The sequence below is a fragment of the Streptomyces lasiicapitis genome, from assembly GCF_014646335.1.
In the GTDB taxonomy this organism is placed as follows: Bacteria; Actinomycetota; Actinomycetes; order Streptomycetales; family Streptomycetaceae; genus Streptomyces; species Streptomyces lasiicapitis.
In genome coordinates this window covers 154,784-175,195 of the sequence record NZ_BMNG01000015.1, presented here as the reverse complement: position 1 = coordinate 175,195, position 20,412 = coordinate 154,784, and the positions used below count along the sequence as shown (strand labels likewise).

Sequence of the window (20,412 nt, the reverse complement as noted above, 5' to 3'; positions counted from 1 at the left end):
GGGCGCGGAACAGGGTGGTGCACTGTTCCGCGCCCCTTCACACCTGTCTCCACGATCGAATCCGTGTCTCATGTCACGGTCCGACATGTGGGCGGTACTGCCCAAGACGGCACCCGCCCCCTAGGCTGACCTGTGCAGCTGGTTCGCCCTGTCACCCAGGCAGGCGCGTCGTAAGAGGGAACCCGGTGGGAATCCGGGACTGCCCCGCAGCGGTGAGCGGGAACGACCGCCGTCATGAGCACTGGATCCGGCCGCGGATCCGGGAAGCGACGGCCAGTAGGAATCTGCCCCGGCAGATGTGCCCGCGAGTCCGAAGACCTGCCCGTTGCCCGCACGTGACCGATCGCGTGCGGACATCCCGGTGACCTCGTGGGCGGGTCGGCGTGCATAACCAGGCGGAGCACCGCGCCAGTGGCGCCAGTGCGTTCCGTCCGGTTTCGTCACCCCTTCGCGTCCGTGTCCCGTCCCCGGGATTCTCAGGAGTCATCTCGCGAAGGAGATTTCCGTGACAGCGAAGTCCGCAGCCGCGGCAGCACGGGCCACCGTGTACGGCTACCCCTGCCAGGGCGCGAACCGCGAACTGAAGAAGGCCATCGAGGGCTACTGGAAGGGCCGCGTCGGCGCCGACGCCCTCAAGGAGACCGCGGCGGAGCTGCGCCGCTCCACCTGGCGGCAACTGGCCGACGCCGGCATCCACGAGGTGCCGACCGGTGACTTCTCGTACTACGACCATGTCCTGGACACCAGTGTCATGGTCGGCGCTGTCCCTCAGCGGCACCGCTCGGCCGTCGACGCCGATCCGCTCGACGGTTACTTCGCGATGGCCCGCGGCACCCAGGACGTCGCGCCGCTGGAGATGACCAAGTGGTTCGACACCAACTACCACTACCTGGTCCCGGAGTTGGGCCCCGACACCGTCTTCACCGCCGACTCCGCCAAGCAGGTCGCCGAGCTCAAGGAGGCCCTCGCGCTGGACCTCGCCGCCCGCCCGGTCCTGGTCGGCCCGGTCACCTATCTGCTGCTCGCCAAGCCCGCGCCCGGCGTGTCCGCCGACTTCGAGCCGCTCACCCTGCTTGACCGGCTCCTTCCCGTGTACGCCGAGGTGCTCGCCGATCTGCGCGCGGCCGGCGCCGAGTGGGTGCAGCTCGACGAGCCCGCTCTGGTCGAGGACCGCACCCCGGCCGAGCTCAACGCTGCCGCCCGCGCCTACCGCGACCTCGGCGCGCTCACCGACCGGTCCAAGCTCCTGGTCGCCTCGTACTTCGACCGGCTCGGCGATGCCCTGCCCGTCCTGGCGAAGGCCCCGATCGACGGCCTGGCCCTGGACTTCACCGACGCCGCCGCGGCCAACCTCGAGGCGCTCGCGTCCGTGGGCGGGCTGCCCGGCAAGCGCCTGGTCGCCGGTGTGGTCAATGGCCGCAACATCTGGATCAACGACCTCGAGAAGTCCCTGTCCACGCTGGGTACGCTCCTCGGCCTGGCCGACCGGGTCGACGTGGCCGCGTCCTGCTCCCTCCTGCACGTGCCGATCGACGCAGCGGCCGAGCGGGACATCGACCCGCAGATCCTGCGCTGGCTCGCCTTCGCCAAGCAGAAGACCACCGAGATCGTCACCCTCGCCAAGGGCCTGGCGCAGGGCACCGGCTCCATCACCGCCGAACTCGCCGCCAACCGCGCCGACTTGGCCTCCCGCGCCGGTTCGGCGATCACCCACGACCCGGCCGTACGCGCCCGTGCCGCCGCCGTCACCGACGCCGACGGCCGCCGCTCGCAGCCGTACGCCGAGCGGACCACCGCCCAGCGCTCCCACCTCAAGCTGCCGCTGCTTCCCACGACCACCATCGGCTCGTTCCCGCAGACCAACGAGCTGCGCACGGCCCGCGCCGACCTGCGCGCGGGACGCATCGACACCGCCGGGTACGAAGAGCGGATCGAGAACGAGATCCGCGAGGTCATCTCCTTCCAGGAGAAGACCGGCATCGACGTCCTGGTGCACGGCGAGCCCGAGCGCAACGACATGGTGCAGTACTTCGCCGAGCAGCTCACCGGCTACCTCGCCACCCAGCACGGCTGGGTCCAGTCCTACGGCACCCGCTATGTGCGCCCGCCGGTCCTCGCCGGCGACATCTCCCGTCCCGAGCCGATGACGGTGCGCTGGACGTCGTACGCCAACTCCCTGACCGACCGCCCGGTCAAGGGCATGCTGACCGGGCCCGTCACCATGCTCGCCTGGTCCTTCGTCCGCGACGACCAGCCGCTCGGCGACACCGCACGGCAGGTCGCCCTCGCCCTGCGCGACGAGGTCAACGACCTTGAGGCGGCGGGCACTTCGGTCATCCAGGTCGACGAGCCCGCGCTGCGCGAGACGCTGCCGCTGCGCGCCGCCGACCGTCCCGCCTACCTGGACTGGGCCACCGAGTCCTTCCGCCTCACCACCAGCGGCGTACGCGACGCCACGCAGATCCACACGCACATGTGCTACGCGGAGTTCGGCGACATCGTCCAGGCCATCGACGACCTCGACGCTGACGTCATCAGCCTGGAGGCGGCCCGCTCGCACATGCAGGTCGCGCGCGAACTGGCCGAGCACGGCTACCCGCGCGAGGCGGGCCCGGGTGTCTACGACATCCACTCCCCCCGCGTGCCCAGCACCGACGAAGCATCTGCCCTGCTGCGCAAGGGACTTGAGGCCATCCCGGCCGAGCGCCTGTGGGTCAACCCCGACTGCGGCCTGAAGACCCGCGGTTGGCCCGAGACGCGCGCCTCGCTGGAGAACCTCGTCGCCGCGGCGCGTGCGGTGCGTGGGGAGTTGCCCGCGTCCTGACCGGAAGCTCTACGGGGGCCGGGACACCTGGTGGTGCTCCGGCCCCCGCCCCCTCCCCTGGGCCCGGGAAATGCGGATGCGTGGACGATCGGCCTGCGATACAACCGGGCCATGGACGAACAGCGCCTGCCAGGCGGCAAGACCGTGGGTGCGGTGCGCGTCGGCGACACGGTCCGCCGCCCCGTACAGCCCTGGACACCCGCCGTGCACGCGGTGCTGCGCCACCTGGAGGCCGTGGGGTTCCGCGAGGCGCCCCAGGTGCTCGGGGTGGACGCCGAAGGGCGCGAGATCCTGACCCACCTCGTGGGCGAGACCACGGGTGCGGACCTCCCTTTGCCTGCCTGGGTGCGTACGGACGCCGCACTGGTGAGTGTCGGCAGATGGGCCCGCCGACTCCACGACGCCACGGAGACGTTCGTGCCGCCGTCGGGGGCACGCTGGCTCGCCGGGCAGACATGGCGGCCGGGGCTGATCATCGGCCACCATGACGCCGCCCCCTGGAACGCGGTGTGGCGCGACGGCGATCTCGCCGGGTTCTTCGACTGGGACACAGCGGGCCCCTCATCACGCGAATTCGAGCTGGCATTCATCGCGTTGACCTGGGTGCCGTTGCAGTCCCGGGAGTTGGCCGAGCGAACCGGTTTCACCGCCTTCGACGACCGCTCCCGGCGTCTGCACCTGCTGCTCGACGCGTACGGCTACGAGGGCGACCGCTCGGCGTTCGCAGCCGTAGTGGCCACACGTGCCCGCACCAACGCCGAAGTCATCGACCGCCTGGCCGCCGACGGCAACCCGGTGTACACGGCGCTGCTCCCGGTCGCCGCCGACTTCCGCCAATCCGCCCTGGAGGTCGAGGCGTTGCCCGCGCCGTTCTGGGCCCCGGCTGGCGGCTAGGAGCTGCCCGATACGGCGCATGACCGCCATCGCTCGCTCACCGCGCAGCAGAACAACAAGCGGAATCAGCAGGAGAACAACAGCCGCGAAAGCCCGGCCAGTTCCTCCGCCAGCCGGGGCCGGCGGCGGAGATGAGGGATCCCCCACACGTCGCTGATCATCCCGAGCACGCCCTGCACGGTCAGCCGCGCGTCCGTGCGGTCAAGGTCCGGGCGCACCTGGCGCAGGAGTTCCACCCACTCGGCCACATAGTCGTGCTGGATACGGCGGATGGCGTGGCGCTGGTCGTCGGGCAGGTTGATGACCTCGGTGACGAGGGCGCTGAACATCTCGGTGTGCTCGCCGACGACCTCCACATAGCCGCGTACGAGGGCGTCCAGCGCCTCCTGCGGGGTGCGCGCGGTCGACATGGCCCGGGTCAGGACGAGTTGCAGCACTGCCGCGCCACGGTTCAGGAGTTCGTAGAGGATCTCGCCCTTGCCGGCGAAGTGCTTGTACACGCTCGGGCCCGCGATGCCGACCGCGGCGCCGATGTCGTCGAGGCTGACCTCATGGAACCCCCGGCTGCCGAACAGCTCGGTGGCCGCACCGATCAGGGCTTCCCGCCGCGAGGCCGGGGCGAGACCGCCGCCCGCGGATTTGGCGGGGGCGTGGGCGGGGCCGTCCTCGTGGACGGTTCCGTGGTGGAGCACCAAGACCGACAGCTGCTCCATCCGCTCCTGCAGTCGGGCGGGGGTACACGGCACGCGGTGGTGGCCGGGGCTGGCGGCCACACGGAGCGACGCCCAGGCGAGCAGCTCGGCTCCGCCCGCCGAGAGCTCCGGCCGCTCACGCCGGAGAAGTCCGGCGACCCGCTCGCCGACGCTCCGCATCTGCTCCTGACACGCGTCGCGCAGCTCCTCGGGAAGGTTGCGCGCCTCGCGCTGCCACAGCACCGCGAGTTCCCTGCGCTCGGCCACGCCCTCGGCCAGCCCGCGCAGCGCGCCCTGCGCACTGTCCGCGGCGCCCGCGATGCGCTGGATCCGGTCACAGTCCTCCGCGAGCACCCGTGCAAGGAGATCGCTCTTGCCCTTGAAGTGCCGGTACAGGGCGGGCGTCGAGATCCCCACCGCGGTGGCAATTTCTCCCAGGTGGACGCCGTGGAAGCCCTTCTCCGAGAAGAGCTCGGCCGCCGTCCTGATGATCGTCTGCTTGCGATCCCGAGGACGTCTGACGGGCTGGCTGGTCATGCGCGTCAGGCTACCAAGTTAATCCTCGACAGCCTGTCGTACGCCTTGTAACTGCCCGAACAGCCGCCTAAGTTAATTCTCGCTAGCCTCCGGAGGGATACATACATGAGCGCGCACGAGCGCATCTCCCGCTTACCGGAGGAGACCCGGCCATGTACCTGACCCAGCCCGTGCACCGGGCGCTCCAGCAGAATCCCGACGGCCCGTTCACGATCTACGGCGGGCGGGTGCGCACCGTACGAGAGTCCGCCGACCGCATCGCACGGCTGGCAGGCGCCTTGCGCGGGCTCGGCGTCCAGCAGGGCGATCGCGTCGGGATCCTCAGCCTCAACTCCGACCGCTTCCACGAGTTCCTGCTGGCCAGTTGGTGGATCGGCGCCGTCGTGAACCCGGTCAACATCCGCTGGGCCACGCCCGAGATCCGCTAATCGCTCCAACAGTCCCGCACCCGCACGCTGTTCGTCGACAACACCTTCGCCCCGATCACCGGCCAGCTGCTCGACGTCCTGGACACCGTGGTGCACTGCGGCGAGCAGGCACCTCCCCAAGGGACACTGTCGTACGAGGAGTTGCTGGCCGACGCCGAGCCGGTCGAGGACGGACGCCATGGCGGCGACACACTCGCCGGGATCTTCTACACCGGCGGCACCACCGGCTTCCCCAAGGGCGCCATGCTCAGCCACGCCAACATGATCATCTCGGCGCTCGGCGGCCAGGCGGGCAGCCCGGCCGCCGCGCCCGGCAGCACGACGCTGCACGCCGCACCGATGTTCCACCTCGCGGCCCTGGCCTGCTGGAATGCCCAGCTGCTCGTCGGCGGCAGCCACGTCTTCATTCCGGCGTTCGAGCCGCTGGCCGCGCTGCGGGCGATCGAGCGGCACCACGCGACGGTGGCCATGCTCCCGCCGGTGCTGATCCAGATGCTGGTGGACCACCCGGACCGCGACTCGTACGACCTGTCCGGTTTCCGGCCCTTCACCTACGGCGGCTCCCCCATGCCCGAGGCGCTGCTGAAGCGCGCCATGGCCGCCTTCCCCGCAGCCGGCTTCACACAGGCGTACGGCATGACGGAGGTGGCCCCTCTCGCCACCCTGCTCACCCCGGCCGACCACGTCGAAGGCACCCGGCTGCGCTCGGCGGGCCGGGCCGCCCCGCACACCGAGATCAAAATCGTCGGCCCGGACGGGGCGGCGCTGCCGCGCGGCGAGGTCGGCGAGGTGGTGATCCGTGGCGGGCACGTGATGAGCGGCTATCTGGACGACCCGGCAGAGACCCACAAGGTCCTGCGCGAGGGCTGGTATCACACCGGTGACGGCGCCTATATGGACGAGGCGGGCTACGTCTTCATCGTCGACCGCCTGAAGGACATGATCGTCACCGGCGGGGAGAACGTGTACTCGGCCGAGGTCGAGAACGCCCTGGCCCAGCACCCCGCCGTCGCCGCCGGCGCGGTGATCGGCGTCCCCGACGACGCGTACGGCGAGCGCGTACACGCCATCGTCATCCTCAAGCCGGGCACCACCGCCACCGCCGGGGAGCTGCGCGAGCACTGCAAGACGCTCATCGCCGGCTACAAGGCTCCCCGCACCACCGAGTTCGTCACCGAGCTCCCGCTCTCACCCGCCGGCAAGATCCTCAAGCACGAGCTGCGCAAGCCCCACTGGGAGGACAAACCGCTCCGTCAACTGACGCCCCTTGCGTCACCAGGGCCGAGAGCTCCACCGGACCCTCCCCGACCGTGTACAGAGACTCACCGGCCGCACCCTGCCGTACCGCAGACCGCGGCCCCTCCGGGTGCAGCCGGTTACGGCGGGTGGGACTCGAACCTAAAACGGTGACTCATCTCACCTGCGGTCTTGCCGGGGAACCGGACATCTCTGGGTGATTCAACCTCCCCGAGTCCCCCTCGCTCCCGCTCGATCCGGCGCGGTGAGGCAATTACCTCACCGCCTGCGGAGCGCGTGCGAGCCGCGGCGCTCGGCTCGGAACGGTGAGGACCCGCCCATGAGGGCGGGCGCCCACACTCCGTCATTGCGCTGCACCCCCCAGCACGACTTCACATGAAGAGCTCACCTACCGGCACGCGCCCGGACGGTCCGCGAAGTACCTCGAAGGACCGATGACCGACGAGGCCGCCACCGTCGAGGCGATCATCGCCGCACAGGTGCGGCGGGCGCTGCGGTGAGCGTCACGGCAGAGGTGATCGACAGTCTCGCGCGGCTGCTCACCGAGCAGTACGTCGCCGTCTACCGGCCCGATGGGGTGTACGCGGCGGGCGAGACCGCAATCACCGACACCGTCATGCCCGAGCAGCCCAACCGCGTCGTCTGCCTGACCGTGTACGGCGTCGAGGAGTCGGCCGCCCTGACCGACTGCGCGTTCGCGGTGCAGGTGCGGACCCGCGCCGGACCCGATCCGCGCGAGGTCGCCGCCCTCGATGAGGACGTGTTCACCGTCCTGCACGGTCTGCGTCACCTCGCCCTCCCCACGGCCCGGATCACACTCGCACGCCGCGTCTCTACCGCCCCGCTCGGCGCCGACACCGTCGGCCGCCTTGAGCGCACCAGCAACTACCGGCTGCTCGGCCACCGGCCGCATGCTCGCCTCGAATATGAGGAGCCCCGCCCGTGAGTACGCCCACGCCCCCGGCGGAGACCGAGACCGCGCTCGCCCGCCGGTACCGGCTCGAACTGAACACGGGCACCGACACCGCGCCTGTGTGGTCTCTCGTCCCCGGGGTGCAGGAGTTCGCCCCCGAGGTCGAACCGACCCAGCAGAAAAGCACCACCTACGACGACGAGGGGTGGGCCGACAGCACCGTGACCGAACTCGCCTGGTCCATCGAGGCCAAGGTCGCGCACCGCTGCCACCCCACGACCCGTGCTTTCAACGCCGCTCAGGAGAAGTTGCGGCTGGCCGGCGAGAACTTCGGCTCGGCCTCGCGTGTGCACGTGCGCTACTACGACCGCGAGGGCCGCGACGAGGCGTACGAGGGGTACGCCCTGGTCACCTGGGAGCCGGACGGCGGAGCCGCCGACGACCTCGACACCGTCAAGGTCACCCTCACCGGCAAGGGGCCCCGTAAGAAGATCGCCAATCCGGTCGCGCCGCCCGCGGGCGGCGGCACGCTCACGCTCGCCGCCACCGACAAGACCCTGAAAGAGGTGGCCGCGTAATGGCGTTCGAGGCCCTCGACGAGCTGCTCGACGAAACCCTCGTCCTCCCCATCGGCGGACGCCGGTACACGATTCCGGCGCCCTCGGCGGAAACCGGCCTGCGCGTGCAGACCATCGTGCAGGCCGCCGCCGTCGCCGCGTCGGGTGGGCAGGTCGACGAACAAGCCCTCGGGGATGCGGCCGAGGGCGACCTGTACCGCGACCTGCTCGGCGACGCCTACGACGAGATGCTCGCCGACGGCGTGACGTGGCCCGCCCTCAGCACGCCGCGCGCACCGCCATTGCGTGGGTGGTGCAGGACAAGGCCGCCGCCGAGCGCGTGTGGGCCTCGGGCGGCGACCCTTCTCGACTGGCCCCGAACCGTGCGGAGCGCCGATCGGGCGGGGCGAATACGACGAAGTCAGCGGCCTCCACGAGTGGTATGAGTGGCCGGCCGGCACCGGGCCGCGCACGGCGCAAGCGTCGCTGACCTGGCCCCAACTCCTCGACCAGTGGCCTCTCATTGAAGCGGACCTGCACGAGGCGTACGGCGTCGACGTCGGCCACCGGCGTCTGATGCGCGCCCGCTCCTGGCGGTGGCTGCGCGTGCGCGTCCTCGGCCTACTCTCGGCCGACTCCCGCCTCGCCCGCCACCTGGCATCGCCTGACAAACCCTCGCGCTAGTTGCTGACTTCGCTCTCGCAGCAGTGCCCGAGGGGGCGTGTCACATGTTGTGCTTCGCCTTCTCGTACGCCTCTTTGATCTCAGGGGGGACGCGGCCGCGATCGTTGACGCTGAGCCCCTGGCTCTTCGCCCACGCGCGAAGGGCAGGGTCCTCCTTCCCTTTGCTCCTGCTCGGCGCGGTACTCCTACTGGGCTGGTCCTTCTGTCGGCCCTGCTCTTCTGCCATGACGTGATCCCTGTCTGTCGGCCTTCGGCTCTGCACGCATCGAAGGCGGGAAGAGGGCGCCGGAAGCATCACGGCGCCTCTGGCCATGCTCGACGCTGCCGCACGGCTCCGCCCGCCAGGGCCCTGCCGGCATGGGCCGTCCGAGTGACATCCCGCTCCTCGCCCGGCCGCTCTCCACACCACACGGCTAGCCCGCCGTAGACGAGCCGCGCCCACCACCAGCACGACAGGAGGTGGGGGCGCGTGGCGCTGACTGTCGGCGAACTCACCGGCTTCATCGACCTCGACGACTCCGGTGCACAGCGCGGACTGGACCGCACCCGGGCCGGACTCGACGACCTCGCCCGCACCACCGACGGGCGCCTGCGCGACCTGCGCGGGCACTTCGTCGCCCAGTCCGCGGCTATGGGCGGCGCACTCGGCGACAACGTCCGCTCCGGGGCCATCCCGCGCGGCCAAGGGTCTGGCCCTGGTCGGCGGCGCGGCCCCGGCCGTGGCCGCGGGAACAGCCGCACTCGGCGGCCTGGCCGCAGGCGCTGTCGCAACAGGCCTGCCGGTCAAGGCGTTCTCGGCTGCGGTCGGGCCGCAGATGGAGGCCGTGCAGGAGGTCGCCACCCTCGCCGCCGAAGCCGAGAAAGCCGCCGCCGAGAGCGCCGCCGACGCGGCCGAGAAACAGCAGGCCTACACCGACGCCCTCGCCAGGCTCCCACCCGCAACCCGGGAAGCCGCGTCGGCATTCATCGGCCTCAAATCGGACTACAAGGCGTGGTCGGACAGCCTGTCCACCACCACGATGCCCGTGGTCACCAAGGGCCTCACCCTCATGCGGGATGCGTTGCCCGCCTTGACGCCGTTCGTCGAGGCCGCTGCGGGCGCGTTCGGCGGGTTCTTCGACGACATCTCCGCGGGCATCAAGTCAGCCGAGGTCAGGGAGTGGGCGAGCGAGACCAGCGCGGTCGCCGGGCCCGCGCTGCGCGACATCCTCACCGTCGTCAAGAACTTCGCGATCGGGTTCGCGGGCCTGCTGCAAGCCTTCCTGCCCGCCTCCGCCGGCGTCACCGGCGGCCTGGTGGACATGTCCGCCGCATTCGCCGACTGGGGCACCTCGCTGGACGACAGCGAGGGCTTCGCCTCGTTCCTGAACCTGGCCGGCCAGGGCGGCGAAACCCTCGGCGACCTCGGCGGCGCGGCCATCGAGCTCCTGGTCGCGCTATCGCCGCTCACCGGCATCGGAACACAGGTCGCCCTGGTCCTCGCACAGATCATCAGCGGCATCCCCACCCCGGTGCTCACCGCGTTCGCCATCGTGCTCGGATCGGTCACCGTGGCCACGAAGGCATGGGCCCTGGCACAAGCGGTCGTGGCCGCCCGTAACCGCATCTGGACGGGCACCCAATGGGCCCTGAACACCTCGATGTTCGCCTCGCCCGTGTTCTGGATCATCGCCGCGATTGTCGCCCTGGTCGCCGTAGTGGTGCTGATCGCAACCAAGACGACGTGGTTTCAGACGGCCTGGTCCACGGCGTGGGGCTTCATCAAGTCGACCGCCGACACGGCCGTTTCGGCCATCGGCACGGCGCTGGGGTGGTTCGGCTCCCTGCCCGGACGGCTCGGCGAGTGGTTCGGCAGCGCCAAGGACGCCGCCGTCGGCGAGGTCACCGAACTGACCCGTTGGCTTTCCGGGTTGCCGGGACGTACCGCGTCCGCACTGGCGGGGCTTCCGGGCAGTCTGCGCCGCTCGGCCGTGAGCGGCTTTCAGGCCTTCCGTACGGCCGCCGGCCAGAGGGCCGCCGACTTCGTCGCCTGGGTCCGTGGCTTCCCTCGCAGCATCGCCGCCGGAATCGGCAGCCTCGGCGGGCTGCTGCGCGGGCACGGCCGCGACGTCGTGCGCGGTCTGTGGGCCGGTATCCGCTCCATGGGCGGATGGCTCAAGAGCACGATCACCGGCTGGGCCAAGTCCGTCATCCCCGGCCCCGTCGCACGCGCCCTGCGCATCGGAAGCCCCTCACGCCTGATGGCGGACGAGGTGGGCCGGTGGATTCCCGCGGGCATCGTCGAGGGCATCGAGTCGGGCACCCCCGCGGTCGACCGCACCATGCGCAACCTCGTCACCACCCCCACCCCCGGGCAGGCAACGGCCGCAGCCGTGACCGCACAGACCAGCACGCCCACCGGCGCCGCGGTCGGCGGCGGCCGCCTGGTCCTCGACGTCACCGGCGCCGACGCCGAGTTCAAGCGCCTCATCCGCCGCATGGTCCGCCTCGACGGCCGCGGCAGCGTACAAACCGCATTCGGCACCTAAAGAAGCTGTGCGATATCCCTGCGCTTTGATCTCGAACGAGGCGAAGGGCCGGTTTCGTTCATCTGAGGGTCGGCGTCACCCCTCAAAGAGCTCGTCGCTGAGCCACCCGGGGGGTCGCCCCACTCTTTTGGGTCTTGCGTCAAGGGAGCGGCCACGTAGGGCCGGTGCGTGAGCTTGAGTTGGGCAACAGGCTGTCCATCCACGAAAGGGGCCACCATGCGCCGCCGAACCACCTCCCTCATTGCCACGTCCTGCATCGCTCTGGCGTTCGCCATCATCGGAACGACGCCGGCCGCGGCGGAGCCCGGGCCCATCTCGGCTTCGGAATGTGCCGCGAGGAACGGGGTGATCCAGGACATCAGCGGGACCTACTACTGCATGGCTGTCCATGGCGTCATCGAGGGAGCCTGAGCACGGCGCTCTAGCAGCGGCCGTTGCACTCCTGTTTGCCTCATCGGCTCCCATTTGACTGGTGCGCACCCAGTGACGCTTCCTGCGGCGGGGTTCATCACAGCTTCTAGTAAGCGGGGGTGAGCCTGTGGCCTTCCCCGACACCTCGCTCGGCGTGCGCGTCGAGCTGCTGCTCGGCGAGACGTGGGTGGACATCACCGCGGACGTGTTCACGCAGTCGCCGATCACCATTACGCGCGGGCGCCCGGACGAGGGCGCCCGCACGGACGCGAGCGCCTGCTCGTTCGTCCTCGACAACCGCACCGGCCGCTACTCACCCCGGAACCCCCGCAGCGACCTGTACGGACTGCTCGGCCGCAACACTCCCGTACGCGTGTCCGTCCAGCCCGACCCCGCGGGCCCGCGCCTGGTGCGGTTCGTGGGCGAGGTCCCGGCATGGCCGGTGCGCTGGGGAACCCCGCACGACGTCACTGTGTCCGTGTCCGCCGCGGGCATCCTGCGCCGCCTGGGACAGGGAGCCGCGCCGCTGCACTCGGCGATGCGCAGGGAGTTCACCCATCCGTCCCGCACGAGCATCGTGGCGTACTGGCCGCTGGAAGGCGGCAGCGGGGCAACGGAGTTCGCGTCCGCGCTGCCCTCGGCTCCGCCCATGCGGATCACCACGGCAGGCGTACGCCCGGCCGCCTACAACGCGTACACCGCATCCGACGCACTGCCCACCCTCGCCGCCGGCTCACTGACCGGCGTCGTCTCCCGCTACCCGAGCACCGGGAAGTCTCCCTGCGGCTGTTCGTGGCCATCCCCGAGACCCCGCCCGAGACCGAGATCCCGCTGTGCACCCTCACCGGCACCGGACTCATCTCCCGCTGGACCATCGCCCTGCGCACCGGCAACCGGCTCTCCCTGTACGGGCGCATGACCAACGGGCACGAGTTGGTGCGCGTGATCGGCGGCGGCGACTTCCTGAGCGGCCGGCGCCTGAGCCTGGGCCTGGAACTGACCGAGGACGCAGTCGCGAAGTACCGCATGTACTACTTCGACCTCGACGCCTACACCCTCAACGGCGGGGGCCCCATGCCGAGCTGGGAAGGCTCCGTTGTGGGCGGCGTCCTCGGCCGCATCACCCACGTCACCGTGGGCGGCGGCGCCTCCGGCGAGGTAGCCGTCGGACACGTCACCCTGGCCAACCGACAGTCCGCCTACGCCAACACCGGGTCCGCCATGATCGGTTGGCAGGGCGAAGCCGCCCACTCCCGGATACAGCGCCTGGCCCGCGAGGAACAGATACCACTCGCCTACAAAGGCAACTCCACTGCAACGCCCACGAAGATCGGCGCGCAAGCCGTCGCCTCCCTGCTCGACCTCATGCAGGACGCGGCCGACACCGACGAAGGCCGCCTCTACGAACCCCGCGACCTGCTCGGCCTGGCCTTCCGCACCCGGGCCAGCCACTACACCCAACCCGCCGCGCTCACCCTCGACTACACGGCGCGCGAAGTCGTCGCCCCACTCGAGCCCGTCGACGACGACCAGGCCGTACGCAACGACATCACCGTGCAACGGTCGGGCGGCTCCTTCGCCCGCGCGGTCTGCGAGAGCGGACCGCTGTCCGTGCAGGCCCCGCCCCGCGGCATCGGCCGCTACGCCGAGCAGGTCACAACCAACCTCGCCACGGATGACCAGTGCACCCCGGTGGCCTGGTGGCGGCTGCACCGCGGCACCTGGGACGCCGCCCGCTACCCAGCCGTGACCGTGGCCCTGCACGAGGCCCCGCACCTGGCCGGGCCCGCGTCCGCAGTCGACGTCGGCCACCGCATCGCCATGACCAACCCCCCGCCCTGGCTTCCGCCCGAGCGCGTCGAGCTGCTGGTCGAGGGCTACACCGAAACGCTCGGAGTCCGCACCTGGGAGCTCGCGTTCTCGTGCGCGCCGGGCGGCCCGTGGCTGGTCGCCACCAGCGACCACGCCGAGTACGCCACCGCCGGACCCGACGACTGCACTCTCGCCGCGCCTCTAGACGCGCACGCCACAACGCCCGAGGTCATCACCACGGCTGGGCCGCCCTGGCCCCTGAGCAGCAGAAATCCGGACCTGTACCCGATCACGGTGCGCATCGGCGGCGAACGGCTCACGATCACCGCCGTGCAATCCGCTCCCGGGGGGGGCGCCGGCAACTCACCCTCAGCCGAGCCGACAACGGCATTGCCCTCGCACATCGAGCGAGCGCCGCCGTGCAGCTCGCCCGGCTCGCGATCACTGCGCTATAGGTGGGGGCCGACAGGTTCGCCGCACCGACCGCCTCACCAGTCCGATCCCAAACATCAACTCGACGGATACAGGACATCGTGAATGACGATGCCTTAGCCGGTACTCAGATCACCGTTTGTGGAATGTGCGCCCTGCGCCATCGCAGTCAGCGTCCAGTGCCTTACTCTCACTTCATGGGATCGGCCGGTAAGGCCACACAGAATTTCGCAGAGCGCCGGGGACGTCGACTTCGACGTATCGGCCTGCTGATCGCAGCTGTTACAGCTGGGGCATTTCTGTTCTTCCAAGCCACCGGATTCACAGGAGACTCGGACTCCCCACCGAGCTTTCCTGGTTCAAGTTCTGGAGGGGGCACCGGTGGCAGCGGCCACACAGGCGGGGGCGACGGCTCGAATTTGCCACCGAGCTTTCCTGGTTCAAGTTCTGGAGGGGGCACCGGTGACAGCGGCCCCACAGGCGGGGGCGACAGCAACGGGGGTGCCAGCGACGGCGGTTCCAGCGGGCTGCCCACCGCTCCGTCGTCACCTGAGCCCCAGCCACCTGGCTCCGGAACAGGTGGCGGGCCCGGCGAGCCAGTAACCAGCGCCAACAGCGCTGCCGAGATCATTAAAGCTGTCGCTTACTTGGCTGGAAGTCTTGGCGGTATAGCGACAGCCATACTCGGACAGATCATGTTCATGCGGTCCCACAGGCAACCGCACCCCTAGGGCACGGTTCCAATTTATGATTCCACGACAACAAAACCCTCACACTTCGCCTGCTGTCAAACACACAGCAGGCGAAGCTATCTCCCCCTTGAGGTCGCCGCGAATTCGCGCCTACCCAAATTCTGCCTTAGGAGGCTGCTCTGTCTACGCCCGTTGCCCAGTGGCTGCCGGGCATGCAGGTGACCGCCGGACGCCTTCAGTACATGCTCGAACGACTCTCGGAGTCGGTCACTGTCACCTCGCACGGAGCGGTCGGAGATGGCGTCACCGATGACGCCCCGGCCATCCAAGCCGCCCTGAACACCGTGAAGAAGCTGAGCGGGGCATGGGTCATCGTCCCGCCCGGCACCTACCTCCTGGCCAGCCTCCCCCTGCGCATCTACCGCAACACAAGGCTCACACTGCTGCCGGGCGCACGCTTCGTACGCGGCATCGCCGAAACGATGCTGCTCAACGGCGACCGCGACCAAGGGTTCGGCGGATACACCGGGCACGGCAACATCACCATTGAGGGCGGTGTCTGGGACTGCCAGGGCGCCGCGCCGGGACTCAGCGCCGCGGCCATGTGCATCAGCATTGGCCATGCCCGCGACATCACCATCCGTGACCTCGAAATACGCGACGTCGCCGGATACCACGCCATCGAGCTCAACTCGACCAAGCGCGGCACCGTCGACACCTGCCGCTTCCTCGGGTACGTCGACACTGGGGAGCGGGATTTCAGCGAGGCCGTACAGGTCGACTTGGCCAAGAGCAGCGGCGTGTTCGGGGGTTTCGGCCCCTACGATCACGTGGCTTGCGAAGACATCACCATCCGCACCTGCTACTTCGGCGCGTCCGGCACCGCGGGCACGACGGCATGGCCGCGCGGGATCGGCTCGCACTCGGCGACCATCACCCGATGGCACCGCCGCATCAAGATCATCGGGTGCACCTTCGAGGACATCCCCCAGTACGGCGTCTCGGCCTACAACTGGGAAGACACCACCGTCACGGCGTGCACGTTCCAGGGGTGCGGCTCCGGGGAGCGTCTGCGCGCGGTCATCCTCACGGACAAGGAGGACACCAAGACCCCCGACGGCACGCAGACCAACGCCTCGCAGGACATGCGGGATGCGGCGGTCACCGGCAACATCTTCCGCGGCGGCACGGGCTACGACGACGTGATCACCGCCCTCGGCGAAACCTCCGGCCTGATCTTGAACCTCGCCGTCACCGGCAACACCCTCGACGGCAACGCCAAGGGGCAGAACGGCATCCGCGTCCAGCGCACCAGCCGCGCCACCATCGGCCTCAACGTGATCACCAACATCACCGGCACGGGCATATCTGCCGGTGACAGCGGCAACCTGACCGTCACCGGCAACCAGCTCTGAGGCGTGGACGCCAACGGCATCGCCTTGACCCGCTGCGATCACTCCAGCGCTACCGCCAACCAGGTCCGCGAGATCGGCCAGACCGGGCTACTCGTCTCGGACGGCAACGACATCCAACTCAAGACCAACTACGTGCGGGCGCCCGGACGGGCCAAGACCGCCACGTATTACGGCATCCGCCTGTCGTCTCCTGCTTCGTCGGTCACCGTCACCGGTAACAAGGTCCGCCCCTACGGCTCCGGTGCCGAGGCCATCCATGCCCTTCTCAGCCGAGCAGAACGTGGCCTTCCTCCACCGCCACGGCAACGACTTCCGCGGCTCCACATGGACCGGCAACGCCGCCATGAACGACAACTCCACCACCCCCAACACCTCCGCCGCCGACCTCACCTGACCCCGCCACTCCGCAGGCCCCCGCGCACCGCGCCGGGGCGCCTCAATGCCCTGTGTCAAGCCGCTGCAGGTGTTTGCGCGGCGACCGCCCCAGCATCGTCTTCTGGGGGCGCCTGGAGGACGCCGAAGCAATCCGCGGGCACGACGGCACGGCGCGCTTTGTGTGGGACGACGAAACAGGGCGGAGGAGGGCCACTCCCCAAGAAACGCAGCGGTGCTCTGCTTCCTACCTGGGAAGCAGAGCACCGCTTGTCCACCCACCAAGTTCTTACCGCAGCGCAGGACTTCCGCCGAGGTCCCATCGCTTCTCGCCCACGCCATCGTCCTTTATGTCGTAGATGAGCGTGGCATCGGCAGTGACTCCAGCCGAGGAAATTCCATGAAGCCATGCCACCTGGCACAGCGTGGAACTAGCACCGTGCTTGTTGACCTCAGCCGTGAGGTCACATACAGCGCCCTTCTTGTTGACGTCATTCTTCTCCGTCCGCAGATGGAGATCGACGTTGTTGAACTTGTTACTGCCGCCGTCGGTCCACCAGATGTCCGCGACAGCGCGAACCGCTCCGGTCGGGCTGTCGTCCTGAGCGCACAGCATGATGCGGAAGTCAGTATTGGCCCAGGAGGTATCAACCTCAAGCTGCTGGTGTGACGTGCATCTGCTCTGCCCCACCCTGGCGGAAGCCGTCCCGGGCAAGCCAATTACTGGCACCAGAGCCAGTGCGGAGACTGCGGCAATGCTGAGCAAGCGCGATTTCTTCATGGGTTCCCCCCCCCCAAAATTGATCAACGATTGAGGCACTGTATCCGCTGGTCTGCACCTGAAGTCCAGCCATAACTGACAAATCCGGCTGTCACCCCTCTCTCACCACATGCTCTACGCATCCGGATTCTCCCGTTCCACCCGGTCTCGCCCCCGTATGCCCTGTGCCCTGTCAGCCAGGGCCTTTCTCATACCCAGGAGCAGTCCTGAAGTTCGTTACCCGCGCCCATTGGCGCGCCCGCCCCTCCCGCTACCAACTCACCTACATACGCAGCACCCGCGGCGTAAAGATCCACTATGAGGGGACGGCCATACCCGCATCCCTCGCCCGCCCGGAGAACCACAGCAAGTGCGCCGGCCGCGTCCGCGCCCTTCAGCCAGCCACCTCGCCAACCCCCGGGAGAACTACAGCGACATCGCGTACAACGCCGTCGTCTGTCCGCACGGCTACGTGTACGAGGGCCGCGGCGCTCATAAACAGACCGGCGCCAACGGCAACGCCACGCTGAACATCCGGCACTACGCGGTGTGCGCCATGCTCGGCAACTCCGGACTGACCACCCCGCCCGACGCCCAGCTCGCTGGACTGCGCGACGCCATCGAGTGGCTGCGCTCCAGCGGCGATGCTGGACGAGAGATCCGAGGGCACCGCGACGGATACCCGACCGCGCGCCCCGGCGGACCTCTGTACGCGTGGGTCAAGCAGGGCGCCCCGCGTCCTGGCAGCAGCAAGCCCGAGCCCCCGCGGCAGTTCGAGCCGTTCCCGGGAGCCGCATGGTTCAAGACCGCGCCGCGCTCGCCGATCGTCACGGCCATGGGTCGCCGCCTGGTCGCCGAGGGCTGCTCGGCCTATGCCGAGGGCCCCGGACCGCAGTGGAGCGACGCCGACCGCGCCAGCTCCCGCAAGTGGCAGCGCAAGCTCGGCGACGACCCGCAGCACTGCGACGGGTGGCCCGGCCCGCGTCAGTGGGCCGCCCTCAAGGTCCCCAACGTCTGACCCCGCCATCGCCCGACGGATCGCCGGCCCACTGCAACCGGCCCGCTCCCCCTCCCTCTCTACGAAACGAGGTACTCCCATGACCGACGCAACCCGCCGCACCATCCGCACGGTGGTGCAGAACGTGCTCGCCCTCGCCGCCGGACTCCCGCTCATCATCGAGGCCGCGGGCATCCCGCAGACCGCGGCCGGAGTCGGCGTCGCGCTCGCAGTCGCCGCCGCCATCACGCGGCGTTTCACCTCCTGGGGCACCGAGGGCTGCGGCGCGGCGAAGCGGTCGGGCAGCCCTGGGCCGAAGTCGACCTCGACGCCGCCACCATCACGCCGACGATCGAGATCGTTGTCGACGGGTGGGAGCCCTACGAGAGCGCCCCCAAGACGGAGGGAAGCGCGGACACCATCTCGCTGGAACAGCGAGACCGCGGCCGTCCTGCGGCGGCGCCGAGCGCGCCAGGAGGAACAGCGCCGGGCCCGCCTCGCTGCGGGCAAGGTGTGGCACGACACCGGGAAGGTGCTCACCGATGCAGACGGGTCGTGGCTGCACCCCGAGAAGCTGTCCGACGCGTTCCGCCGCATCCTCGCCCGCACCGACCTGCCGCCGATCAATCTCCGTGATCTGCGCCATGTCGCGGCATCTCTCGCCTACGACGCCAGCCGCGACATCTTCTACGTGAAGGCAGTTCTGCGGCACTCCACGATCAAGCTCACCGGAGACACGTACACGAGCCTGTTCACCGAGTTGAGCCAGGAGCTTGCCGAGAGGTCCGCGAGCCTCGTCCCCCGGAAGCGCACCGGCGCCGAGGGGCACGCATCGGGCACGCACGCGGGGCAGAGAGTCGGGGCGGGCGGGGCAACCCGGCCGAGAGTCCCCCGCCGGGCCCTCGTACGCGCAGGTCAGAGCGATTCTGAAGCTGCGCTCTTCCGTAGACCGTGTGGGACTCGAACCCACAACCAATGGATTAAAAGTCCGCTCAACGTCGACAGCGACGGCACCCGCGTCGTCCACGATGAGTACCCGTACTCAGGCCTGAGCTCCCCCACCGGCCCACAGTGGAGATCACCATCTGGACCGACCCGAAGGAACCCGCGATGACGAATGCCTCCCGCCCGCGCCTGCACGCCTTGCTCGCGCTCGCCACGGACACCTGGCTCGCGCGTGCGTATCTCGGCGTGGTCGCGGCGTCGCTGGGGTTCTACCTGGGCGCCTGGTACGTGGGGCCGGACCCCGGGCTCGCCGGGTTCTACCCGTTCCTTGCCACGGCACCGCTCGGCGTCCTCGCCTTCCTGGCGTCGGTGCCCGCGGAGTACTCCTCGCTGACGTGGCTGAGCCCGTCGATCTTCGCGGTCGGCACGGCGTTGGCCGGCCTGTTCAACGCCGTGCTCCTCGGCCGGCTCGCCCGCAGGGTCCGGACGCGGGAACCGCGGTCGGCCACCACGTGACCACGGCTGAGGGCGGACGCGGGCTCTGAGCGGGGCGGGCAAGTCCGGCGGACTCAGGGCGGGCCAGTCCTGCGGATCTTTCGGGGACGTACGCAACCGGCGGCTCGTCGGCGCGTGTCTCGGTGTGTGGCGACGTCAGAAGTCGTCGCCCGCCCGCAATGGCCATCCGAAGTCGAACCGTGTGGCCCAGAGGACAAGGAGCCGTTCCGTGCCGGAGAAGGTCACACTGCGCCCCGTCACCGCCGACGATCTCGACCTGTTCGAGCGGGAGTTCAGCGGTCCGGAGGGGGTCGGCACCCACGCGTGGTTCGGCTACCAGTCGACGGCCGACCTGCGCCGCCGCTTCGCGGAGAACGGCTTGCTCAGTCAGGACGGCGGGACGCTCGCGGTCGCCGAGGGCGGTGTGACGGTGGGCCGGGTCAAGTGGTTCCCGGGCGGTTGGGGGCCCGACGCCTTCACCGGCTGGAGTCTGGCGATCGGCCTGGTGCCCGCCGCGCGCGGCCGCGGCACAGGCACCCGAGCCCAGCGGCTGCTGGCGGAGTACCTCTTCGACCACACCAGGGCCGAACGGATCCAGGCCTGGACGGACTGCGCCAACCTCGCCGAGCAGCGTGCCTTGGAGAAGGCGGGTTTCGTCAGGGAGGGCGTGCTGCGCTCCGCGGTGTGGCTCGGCGGGCAGTGGCGTGATTCGGTGATCTTCTCCGTGCTCCGTACGGATCTGAAGGTCTAGATCCTGGCCGATCTGA

General features: G+C 69.7%; 16 protein-coding genes, 3 pseudogenes and 1 riboswitch. Of the genes and pseudogenes, 16 read left to right on the top strand and 3 right to left on the bottom strand.

Annotated features, from left to right (window positions below; translation table 11 throughout):
• Positions 1 to 122: 122 nt before the first annotated feature.
• Positions 123 to 340: riboswitch (cobalamin riboswitch) on the top strand.
• Positions 341 to 505: 165 nt separating this feature from the next.
• A complete protein-coding gene (gene metE, locus IEY91_RS31100; protein ID WP_189176509.1) occupies positions 506 to 2,824 on the top strand; it encodes a 5-methyltetrahydropteroyltriglutamate--homocysteine S-methyltransferase in 2,319 nt (772 codons plus the stop codon).
• Between the two features lie 111 nt (positions 2,825 to 2,935).
• Entirely contained in the window at positions 2,936 to 3,718 is a 783-nt protein-coding gene (locus tag IEY91_RS31095) for a phosphotransferase (RefSeq protein ID WP_189176508.1), read from the top strand.
• Positions 3,719 to 3,783: 65 nt separating this feature from the next.
• Here the strand turns inward: IEY91_RS31095 and IEY91_RS31090 are convergent, their stop codons facing one another.
• The gene (locus IEY91_RS31090) at positions 3,784 to 4,947 is read right to left on the bottom strand and encodes a TetR/AcrR family transcriptional regulator (RefSeq protein WP_189176507.1); all 1,164 of its coding nucleotides are present in this window, start codon (positions 4,945 to 4,947) and stop codon (positions 3,784 to 3,786) included.
• Positions 4,948 to 5,099: 152 nt separating this feature from the next.
• On the opposite strand from IEY91_RS31090, the pseudogene IEY91_RS31085 reads away from it, so the two are divergent.
• The 5 genes and pseudogenes from IEY91_RS31085 to IEY91_RS31070 form a co-directional block, all read left to right on the top strand.
• Positions 5,100 to 6,191, top strand: a pseudogene (locus IEY91_RS31085) (AMP-binding protein); the annotation flags it as partial.
• Complete coding sequence (locus tag IEY91_RS42040; RefSeq protein ID WP_373288064.1) at positions 6,189 to 6,785, top strand: class I adenylate-forming enzyme family protein; 597 nt, start codon at positions 6,189 to 6,191, stop codon at positions 6,783 to 6,785. The pseudogene IEY91_RS31085 and the gene IEY91_RS42040, both read left to right, overlap by 3 nt.
• A gap of 343 nt (positions 6,786 to 7,128) precedes the next feature.
• Entirely contained in the window at positions 7,129 to 7,578 is a 450-nt protein-coding gene (locus IEY91_RS31080) for a minor capsid protein (RefSeq protein WP_189176506.1), read from the top strand.
• Complete coding sequence (locus IEY91_RS31075; protein WP_189176505.1) at positions 7,575 to 8,123, top strand: phage tail tube protein; 549 nt, start codon at positions 7,575 to 7,577, stop codon at positions 8,121 to 8,123. Before IEY91_RS31080 ends, IEY91_RS31075 begins: the two co-directional genes overlap by 4 nt.
• A pseudogene (locus tag IEY91_RS31070) lies at positions 8,123 to 8,592 on the top strand (DUF7426 family protein). Before IEY91_RS31075 ends, IEY91_RS31070 begins: the two are co-directional and overlap by 1 nt.
• A 234-nt stretch (positions 8,593 to 8,826) precedes the next feature.
• Here IEY91_RS31070 and IEY91_RS42775 read toward each other — a convergent pair.
• Positions 8,827 to 8,931: pseudogene (locus IEY91_RS42775) on the bottom strand (Lsr2 family DNA-binding protein); the annotation flags it as partial.
• 574 nt (positions 8,932 to 9,505) lie between these two features.
• Between IEY91_RS42775 and IEY91_RS31060 the strand changes: the two are divergent.
• The 5 genes from IEY91_RS31060 to IEY91_RS42835 all read left to right on the top strand — a co-directional run bounded on the left by IEY91_RS31060 (position 9,506) and on the right by IEY91_RS42835 (position 16,807).
• Positions 9,506 to 11,314 carry a phage tail protein gene (locus IEY91_RS31060; protein WP_189176504.1) on the top strand — a complete coding sequence of 603 codons (1,809 nt, stop codon included), beginning with the start codon at positions 9,506 to 9,508 and terminating at the stop codon, positions 11,312 to 11,314.
• 1,203 nt (positions 11,315 to 12,517) lie between these two features.
• Positions 12,518 to 14,074 carry a hypothetical protein gene (locus IEY91_RS31055; RefSeq protein WP_189176503.1) on the top strand — a complete coding sequence of 519 codons (1,557 nt, stop codon included), beginning with the start codon at positions 12,518 to 12,520 and terminating at the stop codon, positions 14,072 to 14,074.
• A gap of 829 nt (positions 14,075 to 14,903) precedes the next feature.
• A complete protein-coding gene (locus IEY91_RS31050) occupies positions 14,904 to 16,076 on the top strand; it encodes a glycosyl hydrolase family 28-related protein (protein WP_229697331.1) in 1,173 nt (390 codons plus the stop codon).
• A gap of 256 nt (positions 16,077 to 16,332) precedes the next feature.
• Complete coding sequence (locus IEY91_RS42035; RefSeq protein ID WP_229697330.1) at positions 16,333 to 16,470, top strand: hypothetical protein; 138 nt, start codon at positions 16,333 to 16,335, stop codon at positions 16,468 to 16,470.
• 52 nt (positions 16,471 to 16,522) lie between these two features.
• The gene (locus IEY91_RS42835; protein ID WP_506005029.1) at positions 16,523 to 16,807 is read left to right on the top strand and encodes a hypothetical protein; all 285 of its coding nucleotides are present in this window, start codon (positions 16,523 to 16,525) and stop codon (positions 16,805 to 16,807) included.
• On the opposite strand, the gene IEY91_RS31045 is transcribed toward IEY91_RS42835, so the two are convergent.
• Positions 16,738 to 17,229 carry a hypothetical protein gene (locus IEY91_RS31045; protein WP_189176502.1) on the bottom strand — a complete coding sequence of 164 codons (492 nt, stop codon included), beginning with the start codon at positions 17,227 to 17,229 and terminating at the stop codon, positions 16,738 to 16,740. The genes IEY91_RS42835 and IEY91_RS31045 overlap by 70 nt on opposite strands.
• Positions 17,230 to 17,578: 349 nt before the next feature.
• On the opposite strand from IEY91_RS31045, the gene IEY91_RS31040 reads away from it, so the two are divergent.
• The 4 genes from IEY91_RS31040 (at position 17,579) to IEY91_RS31025 (ending at position 20,396) form a co-directional block, all read left to right on the top strand.
• The gene (locus IEY91_RS31040; protein ID WP_229697329.1) at positions 17,579 to 18,226 is read left to right on the top strand and encodes a peptidoglycan-binding protein; all 648 of its coding nucleotides are present in this window, start codon (positions 17,579 to 17,581) and stop codon (positions 18,224 to 18,226) included.
• A 79-nt stretch (positions 18,227 to 18,305) separates the two neighbouring features.
• Positions 18,306 to 19,319, top strand: coding sequence for a site-specific integrase (locus tag IEY91_RS31035; protein ID WP_189176501.1), 1,014 nt, complete (start codon positions 18,306 to 18,308; stop codon positions 19,317 to 19,319).
• Positions 19,316 to 19,666, top strand: coding sequence for an SCO4225 family membrane protein (locus tag IEY91_RS31030; protein WP_189176500.1), 351 nt, complete (start codon positions 19,316 to 19,318; stop codon positions 19,664 to 19,666). Before IEY91_RS31035 ends, IEY91_RS31030 begins: the two co-directional genes overlap by 4 nt.
• Before the next feature lie 208 nt (positions 19,667 to 19,874).
• Positions 19,875 to 20,396, top strand: coding sequence for a GNAT family N-acetyltransferase (locus IEY91_RS31025; protein ID WP_189176499.1), 522 nt, complete (start codon positions 19,875 to 19,877; stop codon positions 20,394 to 20,396).
• Positions 20,397 to 20,412: the final 16 nt, after the last annotated feature.